General features: G+C 38.6%; 12 protein-coding genes and 7 tRNA genes. 18 read left to right on the top strand and 1 reads right to left on the bottom strand.

Translation table 11 applies throughout. The features are described from left to right. Positions 1 to 109: 109 nt before the first annotated feature. From nadK to ABXG98_RS13325, 3 genes are all read left to right on the top strand, one after another. Positions 110 to 991: an NAD(+) kinase gene (gene nadK, locus ABXG98_RS13335; RefSeq protein ID WP_353539183.1), complete on the top strand. Its 882-nt coding sequence runs from the start codon at positions 110 to 112 to the stop codon at positions 989 to 991. Between the two features lie 121 nt (positions 992 to 1,112). Continuing rightward, entirely contained in the window at positions 1,113 to 2,804 is a 1,692-nt protein-coding gene (gene recN, locus ABXG98_RS13330; protein WP_353539182.1) for a DNA repair protein RecN, read from the top strand. Positions 2,805 to 3,000: 196 nt separating this feature from the next. After that, the gene (locus ABXG98_RS13325; RefSeq protein WP_353539181.1) at positions 3,001 to 3,381 is read left to right on the top strand and encodes an outer membrane protein assembly factor BamE; all 381 of its coding nucleotides are present in this window, start codon (positions 3,001 to 3,003) and stop codon (positions 3,379 to 3,381) included. Between the two features lie 216 nt (positions 3,382 to 3,597). Here the strand turns inward: ABXG98_RS13325 and fabA are convergent, their stop codons facing one another. Then, entirely contained in the window at positions 3,598 to 4,113 is a 516-nt protein-coding gene (gene fabA, locus ABXG98_RS13320; protein WP_353539394.1) for a bifunctional 3-hydroxydecanoyl-ACP dehydratase/trans-2-decenoyl-ACP isomerase, read from the bottom strand. A gap of 266 nt (positions 4,114 to 4,379) precedes the next feature. Between fabA and ABXG98_RS13315 the strand changes: the two genes are divergently transcribed. From ABXG98_RS13315 to ABXG98_RS13245, 15 genes are all read left to right on the top strand, one after another. Further along, positions 4,380 to 4,646 carry a hypothetical protein gene (locus ABXG98_RS13315; protein ID WP_353539180.1) on the top strand — a complete coding sequence of 89 codons (267 nt, stop codon included), beginning with the start codon at positions 4,380 to 4,382 and terminating at the stop codon, positions 4,644 to 4,646. 12 nt (positions 4,647 to 4,658) lie between these two features. Then, positions 4,659 to 5,303 (top strand): UvrY/SirA/GacA family response regulator transcription factor, encoded by a 645-nt coding sequence (gene uvrY / locus ABXG98_RS13310; protein ID WP_353539179.1) that lies wholly within the window; start codon positions 4,659 to 4,661, stop codon positions 5,301 to 5,303. A gap of 2 nt (positions 5,304 to 5,305) precedes the next feature. Beyond that, a complete protein-coding gene (gene uvrC, locus ABXG98_RS13305) occupies positions 5,306 to 7,219 on the top strand; it encodes an excinuclease ABC subunit UvrC (RefSeq protein ID WP_353539178.1) in 1,914 nt (637 codons plus the stop codon). A gap of 75 nt (positions 7,220 to 7,294) precedes the next feature. Further along, positions 7,295 to 7,873 (top strand): CDP-diacylglycerol--glycerol-3-phosphate 3-phosphatidyltransferase, encoded by a 579-nt coding sequence (pgsA, locus tag ABXG98_RS13300; protein ID WP_353539177.1) that lies wholly within the window; start codon positions 7,295 to 7,297, stop codon positions 7,871 to 7,873. A gap of 123 nt (positions 7,874 to 7,996) precedes the next feature. Further along, positions 7,997 to 8,084: transfer RNA gene (locus ABXG98_RS13295), tRNA-Gly, on the top strand. Positions 8,085 to 8,116: 32 nt separating this feature from the next. Beyond that, positions 8,117 to 8,192 (top strand) — tRNA-Gly (locus ABXG98_RS13290). A 62-nt stretch (positions 8,193 to 8,254) separates the two neighbouring features. Beyond that, positions 8,255 to 8,328: transfer RNA gene (locus tag ABXG98_RS13285), tRNA-Cys, on the top strand. Positions 8,329 to 8,332: 4 nt separating this feature from the next. Next, positions 8,333 to 8,417 (top strand) — tRNA-Leu (locus ABXG98_RS13280). Between the two features lie 120 nt (positions 8,418 to 8,537). Continuing rightward, a tRNA-Gly gene (locus ABXG98_RS13275) sits at positions 8,538 to 8,613 on the top strand. 30 nt (positions 8,614 to 8,643) lie between these two features. Further along, a tRNA-Gly gene (locus ABXG98_RS13270) sits at positions 8,644 to 8,719 on the top strand. A 68-nt stretch (positions 8,720 to 8,787) separates the two neighbouring features. Continuing rightward, positions 8,788 to 8,872: transfer RNA gene (locus tag ABXG98_RS13265), tRNA-Leu, on the top strand. Positions 8,873 to 9,159: 287 nt separating this feature from the next. Continuing rightward, positions 9,160 to 9,825 (top strand): peptidylprolyl isomerase, encoded by a 666-nt coding sequence (locus ABXG98_RS13260; RefSeq protein WP_353539176.1) that lies wholly within the window; start codon positions 9,160 to 9,162, stop codon positions 9,823 to 9,825. A 53-nt stretch (positions 9,826 to 9,878) separates the two neighbouring features. Then, complete coding sequence (locus ABXG98_RS13255; protein WP_353539175.1) at positions 9,879 to 10,769, top strand: diguanylate cyclase domain-containing protein; 891 nt, start codon at positions 9,879 to 9,881, stop codon at positions 10,767 to 10,769. Between the two features lie 278 nt (positions 10,770 to 11,047). Next, positions 11,048 to 11,299 (top strand): hypothetical protein, encoded by a 252-nt coding sequence (locus tag ABXG98_RS13250; protein WP_353539174.1) that lies wholly within the window; start codon positions 11,048 to 11,050, stop codon positions 11,297 to 11,299. Then, on the top strand, positions 11,271 to 12,512 hold the full coding sequence (locus ABXG98_RS13245) for a porin family protein (protein WP_353539173.1): 1,242 nt from the start codon (positions 11,271 to 11,273) through the stop codon (positions 12,510 to 12,512). Before ABXG98_RS13250 ends, ABXG98_RS13245 begins: the two co-directional genes overlap by 29 nt. The last annotated feature ends 289 nt before the right edge of the window (positions 12,513 to 12,801 follow it).

Raw genomic sequence — 12,801 nt, 5'->3', positions numbered from 1 at the left:
AGCCCTTCTAACCAGAAAATAAAAATCATTTTATCAAATACAAACTTTACAAGCCATTCAAATAGGGGGAAACTTCCCTTAAAGACAATATCATCACGAAATTACTGTTATGGCTCAACACTATAAAACAATTGGCCTTATTGGAAAGCCTAATCATCAAGGTGCCAGTACAACAATATTAGCATTACACCAATATTTAGCTCAAAATAATTATCAAATATTAATAGAAAGTTCTGTAGCCAGCTCGGTAACGATTGAAAATAGTACGGTTTGTTCACTTACCGACATTGGCGAGCAAGCAGACCTAGCTATTGTAATCGGTGGCGATGGCTATATGTTAGGTGCGGCGCGTGTGCTAGCTTGCTACGATATTGGCGTCATTGGTGTTAACCGTGGTAATTTAGGTTTTTTGACCGATCTTTCACCTGATGAAATAATCGAACCATTAAGCAAAATTTTGGCTGGAGAGTCTCGGTCTGAACAACGCTTTATTATTGAAGCCGAAGTATATCGTCACGGCAAGCTAAAAAGCGCAAATGGCGCAGTAAACGAAGCCGTACTTCATGCCGGTAAGGTGGCCAGCATGATTGAGTTTGAAGTTTACATTGACGGCAGCTTTATGTTTAGCCAGCGATCTGATGGCTTAATTATTTCAACACCCACTGGCTCTACAGCCTATTCAATGTCGGCTGGTGGACCAATATTAACACCAAATTTAAATGCTTTATCTTTAGTCCCCATGTTTCCTCACACACTCACAAGCAGACCTATTGTGGTTGATGGTAATAGTGAAATAAAGCTAAAACTCGCTAATGAAAACCAAGAGAGCTTGCAAGTTAGCTGTGACGGTCATGTCATATTAGCAGTTATGCCTGGTGATGAAGTCATTATTAAAAAAAGTGAGTACACCATTCGTTTAGTGCATCCTTTAGATCACGATTACTTTAATGTTTTGCGAAGCAAGCTTAGCTGGGGTAACAAACTGTTCTAACAGCATTCATATAGTATGACAAATTTCTGTCAGTAGCATCGTAAAAAACATTTGCATTATTCGTGATTACTGTATAAATTAACAGCTAAGTATTTATACAGTAATTCGGGTGCGCACTATTATGCTTTTACAACTTAACATTCAAAATTTCGCCATAGTAAAATCGCTCGATATTGATTGGCAATCAGGCATGACTACAATCACAGGTGAAACAGGGGCGGGAAAATCAATCGCCATTGATGCCTTAGGTTTGTGTTTAGGTGATAGAGCCACAACCAATGTAGTGCGCCCTAACAGCAAAAAAGCTGAGCTGGCTGCCACTTTTGATACCCACAATAATATCAATGCTCAGCAATGGTTAGCGCAGCATGATTTACAATTAGAGTCGAGCTGTGAATGTATTTTGCGCCGAGTCATCTCTGCTGAAGGTCGCTCTAAAGCTTACATTAATGGTAGCCAAGTACCCTTGGTACAATTAAAAGAAATCGGTCAATTACTGATCAATATCCATGGACAGCATGATCACCAGTTAATCGTTAAGTCATCTCAACAATGTAAACTACTCGATGAGTATGCTGACCATAAACCCCTTCTTGAAGAAGTGAAGCATTATTACCACCAATGGCATAAGCTAACGAAAGAGTTGACCCAGTTGCAACAAAATAAACAGCAACGTGAAGCACAACAACAACTACTACAATACCAAGTCAACGAACTTGATGATTTTGCTTTGCAATCAGGTGAATTTGAAACCTTAGAAAGTGATTATAAGCGCCATGCTAATGCACAAGATTTACTTGATTGTACCTTGCAGTCGCTGCAAACCTTAACTGAAAATGAACGCTTTAATATACTCGATTCCTTACAGCAATGTAGCGAAAATATTAGTGCCTTGGCTCGCCTTGATAGCCGGCTTGCTAATGTTGCGTCGATACTTAACGATTCATTAGTGCAACTTGATGAAGCAGGTACTGATCTTAAACATTATTATCAGGATCTTGAATTAGATCCCCAAGCCTATGCCATAATCGAAGAACGCTATTCTGCAGCATTACAACTAGCAAAGAAACATAGCTTACCACCCGAAAGCTTAGTCAATTTCCATCAAGAATTAAGACAAAAACTAGCAGCGATCTCCAACGATGAGTCAAGAATTGATGAAGTGATTACGCAAATAGCCAAAACTGAACAATTATACCAAGAGGCAGGATTAACCTTATCCTCCTCCAGAAAGTGTGCAGCAAAAAAATTAGGGCAATTGATTAGCACCAGCATGCACGAATTAAATATGCCTCAAGGGCAATTCCACATTGCCATAGAGCCTGCTAATGCCAACGCAAGGGATCAAGAGCATGTCACGATGAATGCCAATGGTTTGGATAAAATTGATTTTCTAGTAAGTATCAATCCAGGTCAAGGATTAGAGGCGATGAGCAAAGTTGCCTCAGGTGGAGAACTCTCAAGAATAAGTTTAGCCATGCAAGTTATTCTGGCTGATAAAGTAGTCACACCTGTACTTATTTTTGATGAAGTTGATGTGGGGATCAGCGGGCCTACAGCAGCAATGGTTGGCAGTAAACTGCAACAACTTGCTAGCAATACTCAAGTAATATGTGTTACTCATTTACCTCAAGTAGCTTGTAAAGGACATCAGCAATTTTTTGTCAGTAAATTAACTGATGGTGAATATACTGAAACAAAAATTACGGAACTTAGCCAACAAAGTCGAGTCAAAGAAATTGCTCGTTTACTCGCTGGAGATAAAATATCTGAGCACAGTCTAGCAAATGCACAAGAATTGTTAGCAAGTTAGACGTTTATTTTTCAGTTTGAAAACAAAAATTTTGAAAAATAGCTTTGTATCTAACCTCGTGCTTGGTTATTATCCCTGCTCGCGCTTTATGCGCTAATATAAAGCTGTGTCTTTTGGTCTTGATACTTAAGTTAACCCTTAATACTTCAGCTGAACTTATTTGTTACTCATTTGTATTTAAGGAAAGTAAATTTTCATGTTACTCCGCACCTCTATTATTGCTCTAACTTTATCACTTTCTGCTTGTTCAAGTTGGATATATCGCATTGATATTCCTCAAGGAAATTACCTCGAACAGAAAACCATAAATAAAATACAAGTAGGTATGACTAAAGAACAAGTTAAGTTTGTATTAGGGAGCCCTGTTGTTATTGATGCGTTTGATTCTGATAGTTGGAACTATGTATATCGCTTTAAGTCAGGACGAAGTGAAAAACTTAACACACAGAAAAATTTCACTATAAAATTTGAAGATAACAAGTTAGTTTCAGCCGAAGGTGACTTTGAATTGTCGGAAAATTTTAACATCCCTTTTAATGCGCCTTTATCACAGCAAGATACTAAAGAAGAAAAATAAATAACGGGCAATAACTTACCCCTACAAACTGCATCACCAATGTAGGGCGGACTTCAAGAGAATGTGCGTCCTGCATTCTCTAATTAGCTACATCCATGTAGCGCAGTCCGACAAAGAAAAGAGGAAATATCCCCCAACAGACGGCATCACCAATGTAGGGCGGACTTCAGTCCGACAAAGAAAAGAGGAAATATCCCCTTTTCTCGTTAAGTCGTATTAAAACTTAGTGGTATCAGTAAACAACCCTACCTTCAAATCTTTGGCTGTATATATTTCACGGCCATCAACACTAACAGAGCCGTCAGCTAAGCCCATATATAACTTACGTTTAATAACACGCTTGAAATCAATTCTAAACGAAACTTTTTTGGCGGTAGGTAATATTTGACCGGTAAACTTCACTTCACCCACACCTAAAGCACGTCCTCTACCCGGACCACCAGTCCAAGCCAAGAAGAAACCCACAAGCTGCCACATCGCATCCAAACCTAGACAACCCGGCATTACAGGGTCCCCTTTAAAGTGGCAATCAAAGAACCATAAATCCGGAGTAATATCTAACTCTGCTTCGATATAACCTTTGCCATGCTCACCACCTTCTTCTGTGATGGTTAGAATGCGATCCATCATCAGCATATTGTCTGAAGGAAGCTGCGAGTTTCCTTCGCCGAACATTTCACCTGTACCCGCTTTTATTAAGTCAGCTTTATCGTATGAACTTTGTTGTGCCATAGCCATAAGTGTTTTTACCTATAATTGTTGTGTACTCAAGGAATAAAGTCTATTTACAGCGATTACTTGAGTATGAAATAATTTGTGGCCGCTACTTTAGCGAACACTTGTACACTAAACAACTCCGAACAGTGAAATAAATAGGTTTTAATGATAAAAATCAATTTTTATCCTGTTATTTGTACTCGCTATGATATTGCAAAATTAACTTGTCGGAGTAACATAGTGCTTAAATAGAGTAGACCATAAAACGTATCGAGAAATAAATGGACGATTCGGTAAAAACTAAAAAAAAAGCAATGACCAATGCTGAAAAGCAAAAACGCTATCGCGAAAGGCAAAAAGAGCGCGGAAAACAAGAGATGCGTGGTTACCTATCTCCTGAAGCAAAGGTGTGCTATCAATTAATTTCTGAGCAAACGAATTGGTCAGATAGTATTATTTTAAGTAATGCAGTACGCTTAACCTATGCAGCATATAAAAATGGTCAAATTGGCCTACTCAATAGTTGGCTAAAAAATAACGACTTATAAAGGCAGTTTCCATTGATAAATATATTATTAGTTGATGATCACGAACTTGTACGAACAGGTGTTAGTAAAATACTGAATGAAGTGAAAGGCTTTAAGGTGTTAAAAGAATGTAAAACCGGTGAAGATGCAGTCAAGTTTTGTCGTCAAACTGAAGCTGATGTTATTTTAATGGATATGGACATGCCTGGCATGGGCGGCCTTGAAGCAACCAAGAAGATTTTACGTTTTGCTCCTGAAGCTAAAGTGATCATATTGACCGCGCATACCGAAGATCCATTTCCAACGAAAGTCATGCAAATTGGCGCTTCAGGGTATTTAACCAAAGGCACGGCTTCACAAGAGATGGTTAATGCTATCCGACAAGTTCACAGTGGGCAACGCTACTTGCCAGCAAACATCGCCCAACAAATGGCATTAAGCCAGTTTAAGTCCGCTGAAGAAAACCCTTTTAGCGAGTTATCCGATCGTGAACTACAAATTATGCTTATGGTTACCCGCGGTGAAAAAGTGCCCGTAATCTCCGAGCATTTGCACTTAAGTACCAAAACTATTAACAGCTATCGTTACCGCATGTTTGAAAAACTCGGCGTTGGTAACGATGTTGAATTAACGCACTTAGCAATTCGTTACGGCATGATCAACACCGAAAAGTTATAATTGTGTCTGCAAGTACCCCAATACCACCCAAGCTTAATTTTGATAGCGAAGCTTTTTTAAACTCTGTTACTGACCAAGCTGGCGTATACCGTATGTATAACGCAGAGCAAACAGTAATATATGTTGGAAAAGCCAAACATTTAAAAAATAGGTTAGCGAGTTATTTTCGCAAAGATGTCGGCTCAGTAAAAACCAAAGCCTTGGTAAAACAAATATGTGCAATTGATGTAACGGTTACCCATACTGAAGGGGAAGCCTTGATCCTTGAAAATAACTACATCAAAAAGTACCAGCCCAAATACAATATTTTATTACGTGATGATAAGTCTTACCCTTATTTACTAATTACCGCTCATAAACATCCGAAATTAGGGCTTCATCGTGGTGGTAAAAGGGTAAAAGGTGACTATTTCGGCCCTTTCCCTAGTGTAGGCGCAGTTTGGGAGAGTTTACGTTTAATTCAAAAAATATTTCCTATTCGACAATGTGAAGACAGTTATTATCGAGCACGTTCTCGCCCATGTTTACAGCACCAATTAGGGCGATGCCTAGCACCGTGCGTTGATAAAGTAACTAACGACGACTATCAACAGCAAGTAGCGCTAGCAAAACTATTCCTCAAAGGAAAAAGCTCAATGGTTATTGAGCAGCTTGTTGAAAAAATGGAATCAGCCAGTCATCGATTAGATTTTGAGCAGGCCGCAAAATTTCGTGACCAAATTACTACGTTAAGAAAAGTACAACAACAACAATATGTAAGTGGCGTTACAGCCGAAATGGATGTTATCGGCCTCTATCGGTTAAAATCACAAGTATGTATACATTTACTTTGCATTCGTGACCATAAAATATTGGGCAGTAAAAGTTACTTTCCAGTCGTCCCCAATGAAACAAGTGATTCAGAAATAATTCAGGCATTTATTGGTCAGCATTATCTAGGAAATGAATTAGGCGACGGTAATAATCATGGCACTATTCCCAAAGAAATAGTGGCTCCTTTTGATTTTGAGCTGGTGACTGAGTTAGCAAACCTACTTTCACAACAAGCTGAGCATGATGTAAAAATATCAACCAAAACCCGCTCCGAGCGCAGGCAATATATCAAACTTGCATCGACCAACGCACAAACCGCGCTATTAACTCGTAATAGCCACAAAGAATCAATGCAAGCAAGATTCGTCGCATTAAATGAAGTATTTGAGCTTGCTAATGGCATTCATCGCATTGAATGCTTTGATATTAGCCACACAATGGGGCAACAAACCATTGCATCTAATGTGGTGTTTAATCAAGATGGTCCGGTAAAATCAGATTATAGACGCTATAACGTGCATGGCATTACCCCTGGCGATGATTACGCTGCCATGTCTTTTGCTTTAAATAAGCGCTACGGCAAGCTAAAACCAAGTGATGCAGAAAGTAACTCGTCGGTGACAGATGGTGTAAAAAAAATGCCCGACATTGTGTTTATCGATGGTGGTAAAGGGCAATTAGCCAGAGCTGAACAGTTTTTTGCACAATTAAGCACTAAACAACAATTTGAAAGAATACCTTTATTAGTGGGTGTTGCTAAAGGAGAGTCACGTAAACCGGGGTTAGAAACCTTAATTTTAGCAGGGTCTCATCAACTAATATCATTACCAGCGACCTCCCCTGCACTGCATTTAGTTCAACATATTCGCGATGAATCACACCGCTTTGCCATTGCCGGACATCGCGCAAAAAGACAAAAAGCAAGTAAGAAATCTGTATTAGAAAATATTGAAGGAGTTGGAACTAAAAAACGGCAAGCGCTGCTGGCACATTTAGGTGGCATTCAAGAGGTTAATAAAGCTGATATTAACGAATTAGAAAAAGTGCCAGGGATCAGTAAAGTATTAGCAAAAAATATTTATGACGCATTACATAATAAGTGACTATATCTAATTGCCAATCCTGTGTAGAATGAAAGCGGAATTTTTACAGACAAGCCTCTAACTAAAATAAAAACTATGTGGACACTACCTAATCAAATAACACTCTTTCGGATCATTTTGATCCCTGTTTTTCTTATTGTATTCTATTTACCGCTATCATGGAGCCACTTTGGCGCTTTTGCGATATTCTGGACGGCATCAATTAGTGACGCCTTAGATGGCTATTTAGCAAGAAAACTCAACCAATCTTCTGCATTTGGTGCATTTATTGACCCCGTAGCCGATAAACTTATGGTGGTTGCGGCGCTCGTTATGATAGTACAAGATTATCAAACATGGCTAGTGGCTATTCCAGCCATCATCATGATAGCCCGTGAAATATTTATTAGTGGCTTAAGAGAGTTTATGTCTTCTCGTGGCAAAAGAGACCTTATTGCGGTTTCTGAAATGGGCAAATACAAAACAGCTGCTCAAATGTTAGGTATTATGGGCTTAATTTGGCGGCCAGATTATGACATCCCACTTATTTTATTTTATTTACCTCATGAAGTAATCAATTACGCGTCTTATTTGTTTTACGCTATTGCAACAGTTTTAACGGTTTCAACTTTAGTGAGTTATTTCAAAGCTGCATGGCCTGAGCTAAAAAAATAACAGATAAAATAACATCAAATCAGCTGCTTTTTGAGCAGTCGATATAAAAAAAGAATTTAATAGTTGACTGTAACTCAATTCGATGTAGAATGCGTTTCCGTTGACAAGGAGTCAACAAATGAAGCGGCTGTAGCTCAGCTGGTAGAGCATCACGTTACCAACGTGAATGTCACGACTTATGTTGATGAGAGTAGTCTCGTTAGCCGCTCCAAGATAGTTTAAAAAAGAACAAGCTCTAATGAAGCGGCTGTAGCTCAGCTGGTAGAGCATCACGTTGCCAACGTGAATGTCACGAGTTCGAGTCTCGTTAGCCGCTCCAATATTTAACTTGTTTTAAGCTGAAATTCCAAAGGAATGCACCTCAACTCGTGTTGATAAAATGGCGGGTTGGCAGAATGGCTATGCAGCGGATTGCAAATCCGTGGACCTCGGTTCGACTCCGGGACCCGCCTCCATGATGCCCGGGTGGTGGAATTGGTAGACACAAGGGATTTAAAATCCCTCGCCGAAAAGCGTGCCGGTTCAAGTCCGGCTCCGGGTACCATTTCATCAACAAAGGTTGAGAAAAAAGTGTGTTTTTGCTGTTGTCAAAACAGTTTAGGTACGCTAGAATGCGCGCTCATTTTTAACGAAATGAACGTTATAAAGTACAAGCTCTAATGAAGCGGCTGTAGCTCAGCTGGTAGAGCATCACGTTGCCAACGTGAATGTCACGAGTTCGAGTCTCGTTAGCCGCTCCAACATTGTTTTAAAAGTACAAGCTCTATGAAGCGGCTGTAGCTCAGCTGGTAGAGCATCACGTTGCCAACGTGAATGTCACGAGTTCGAGTCTCGTTAGCCGCTCCAAATTTAAAGAACAAGTAGGTTTCCAATCTCCTACTATAAAAAACTCCCTTTATCATTAAGATAACTATGCCCGGGTGGTGGAATTGGTAGACACAAGGGATTTAAAATCCCTCGCCGAAAAGCGTGCCGGTTCAAGTCCGGCTCCGGGTACCATCTTTATACTATAAAACCTCTTCAGTATACTTAAAACACTACTCTTATATATCAATCTTGATAGCCCCAGCACTCTTTATACATTACTTATAATTTATAGCTGTTTATTACCTAAAACTTATTATCGAAAACGTCATTAATTTCTAAATAAACACCTCATTCTGTGAAAAAACAGTAAGCAAGCACAAACGTTAATGTAATCAATCTTGAGTTGCTTTAAACTTAAACACTTAAACACTTAAACACTTAAACACTTGAACATCAGCCGACCGCATAAGATTATAACAATGACTATAAATACTTTTTTCAAAACAATATCCACTTTTCTTTTGTTAATTGCCCTAACAGCTTGTTGCGGCAAAGATCCAGCAATACAAAAAATAGAACGTTTTATTAGTAAGCAAGCTATTGATAAATCTGATCCTAATTGGAAAACTCAATTAAACACCCCTCCCTTACTTACTTTTACACAAGGTAAAACCTATTTCTGGGAGCTACAAACAAACCAAGGTAAGGTGACGCTTGAGTTATTCTCTGAATCTGCACCCATGCATGTATCCAGTACAATATATTTAACCAAGTTGGGCTTTTATGATGATGTTACCTTTCATCGTGTCATTCCTGGCTTTATGGCCCAAGGAGGAGACCCTACAGGCACGGGTGCAGGATACCCAGGCTATAAATATGAAGGAGAGTTTTCAGGCAAACCAAACCATAGCAAGGCAGGCGTATTGAGTATGGCAAACGCAGGACCTGGTACTGATGGTAGTCAGTTCTTTATCACCTTCTCAGCAACCCCGTTTTTAGATGGAAAGCATACTGTCTTTGGTAAAGTTATTGAAGATAACGAGGGCGCTTTGGCAAAAATTGAAGCGTTAGGTACTAGAACAGGAAAAACTAAGGACTCAATTAAGATAACTAAAGCATCAATTCGTATAGCAAACAGTCAATAAGCTGCTAAACTCAATACTAATAACAGTACGTCAATGATTAGGCCAATAATTGAATGAAATCCTTAACAGAAGTAGGAAGTTTTCTTGAATTTTTAGCGCAGCCAATTTTAATATCAAATAATGCTTCTGAAATAGTATTTGCAAATACTGCCTGTTTACATTTATTTGGCTATTCGAAAGCACAAATGCTGCAATGTCACATTGAAGACTTGACCACGCCTATTAAGCACTTGAATCATGCTAAACTTACTGAAAAATACATCTGCTCTCATGCACCAGCCAAAGAGATGACAGAGCGTAATTTAATACCCTGTGTAGATGCACAAGGCAATAAATTCGCCAGCAGAATATCTATTGCCAGCGCCCATATTGGTGAAGAACTCTATGGCGTTGCCATACTACAAGACTTCACCTCAGTTCAAAATAGAATATCAGAACTTGAAACCCAATCAAATATTGACATACTCACTGGGCTATTCAATCGCCGCTATTTACATGAAATATTAAAAGCTGACAGTAGAGTTCATACCACATGGCTAGCAACAGGGGTTTTATATCTAGATCTCAACAAGTTCAAGCCTATTAACGATAATTTGGGTCATAGAATGGGTGATCAAATTTTAAAAATTGTTGCTAATCGGTTAAGAGAAACTGTGCGGTTCGATGATATTGCTTTTAGAGAAGGTGGAGATGAGTTTCTTATTTTACTCAATCTAACTGACGTTTCAAATAGACAAAAGGTGCTCGAAAAAATTTGCTCGAAAATAAACAAAATTATTGCCGAGCCAATTGTAACTCAAGGACACTCGGTTAATATTAGTGCCAGCATTGGTGCAGGAATATATACCGATCAACAAGATGATTTAGCAGTGTTTATTCATGCTACAGATCAAGCCATGTATGTCGCAAAAAAACATGGTACATCAGTATCTTTTGTTAAGTAGTTCAACGTATTTATAATTTATTGCATTCATATCAGTTGTCAGTGCATAATCTTACACATTAGGTGTTCTTCGATGGTAGTGATCTTTATAAGGATGTTGTTATTACTCAATTAATTCTTAAAATTAGTATCTTATTGCTATTCGGGTTAATGTGTTTAAAATCACATAGCTTGCAAGTAATTGCTCATCAGTCCGTTAAGCTAAAATCTCTTTCGTCATCACAGCTTCGTAGAATTTATTCTGTACGGCAGATACGTTGGCCAAATAATGAAGCAATTATGGTATTTGTTTTACCTAGTCAGCATCCTGTGCATAAAACCTTCTCAAAAGATATGCTACACATCTTCCCATATCAATTAGATAGCATATGGAATAAGCTAACCTTTTCAGGGTTAGGCGTTGCACCAAAAATAGTTAATTCTCAAGCCGAACTTATACACGCGGTAAGTACTACACGTGGCTCAATCGGTTATGTTGAGATATTGAATAAGGAAAATCAGCATGTCAATGTTATTAACATTACAAAATAATAAGGTAAGGAAAGTGAATAAAGGATTAATAACAATACTCTTGGCTAGTTATTTACTTATTGCTGGGTTTGCTTTTGGCAACAATATTGGTAGTAGTGACGATGTTCAAATTCATGGCTTTATCGCACAAGGTGTTATTGACGTAAGCGGCAGTGATTTTGTGAGTGATGATCAAGGTGTATCATTCAAATTGACTGAAATGGGACTGAATGCATCTTATCAATTCACAGACGATCTTCGTTTTGCCGGGCAAGGAGTGTATCTCAATGGTGGTAATCGATACGACAAAGGTTTAAGACTCGATTATTTATTACTTGAATGGGCATTACATAATACAGAAAATTGGCAAACTAAATTATATTTAGGACGTATTAAAAACTATCATTGGCTGTATTCAAGTACACGCGATGTTCCTATGACAAGGCCGAGTATAGTACTACCTCAATCCGTATATTTTGATGGTACACGTGATATGTCTATTGGAGGTGACGGCGGCGCAATTGCTGCACGTTACTCACATGAAAGATTGGGTGATATTGATATTACAGCAAGCATTGGTATTTCCCCTGTTTCTAAAGAGCAAACAACGCTTTTAATGGGCAGCACATCAACAGGAAGATTGACGCAAGAGAATGACTTTCAAGGGAGTATATATTGGCGACCTAGTTTATCTCAATGGAAGTTTGGTTTGGCCACAACTAATGCTGACTTTACTTATAAAAATGGACAAAATGATGGCTTTATCAATGGAGGATTAGACTTAGAAAGGTTTTATGCTAATGCTGAATATCAGGCTGAACACTGGACATTTAGTGCAGAAATCTTGCAAGAAAACATAAAGCTTTATGGCTTAGTCGTCCCTGAATTTATCAGTGATTCAAAGGGACAAGGCGGTTATGTTCAAGCACAATATAGTATTACACCTAAGTTACAATTTTTAGGTCGATATGAACATTATTATGCCAATAAAAACGATAAGCATGGTCGTCAACTAGCGTTGAATTCTGGTGGCGGAGTACCTCATTACTTTGGTTATCAATACGATACTACCCTTGGGCTTAAATATAGAATTGCGTCAAAGATTGAACTACAATTCGAGCATCATTGGATCCAAGGCACTGCAAGGTTAACTCCTGTGTTAATACCTGAACCACGTGTAAATAAAGAAGAATACTGGCAACTATGGGCTCTTCAATTGATGTATTGGTTTTAAAAACTTGTTAACAAAATAGTTTCTAATTGAATTTGAAGACCGTTTGAAAGACGATGTTTAAAACGTGGCTGAGACATATAATACGTTTGGGATGCGAATCTATTTCGTGCTTTGTAATTTTGGCTGAATCTTCAAACCGTTCAACACCAAATTATTGCGCACGTAGTGATATCATCACTTTAGGTATTCAATACCAAGAGAAAATAGCAACGAGCATGGCAGGTAATACATGTGAAAGATGGTTGCGGGAGCCACTTATATTGTAACTTCGGGTTATGAGTCCGACGAG

It is taken from the genome of Colwellia sp. KU-HH00111 (genome assembly GCF_040362745.1).
GTDB lineage: Bacteria > Pseudomonadota > Gammaproteobacteria > Enterobacterales > Alteromonadaceae > Colwellia.
The sequence above is the reverse complement of the archived record's forward strand: the minus strand, read 5'-3'. Positions and strand labels throughout refer to the sequence as shown.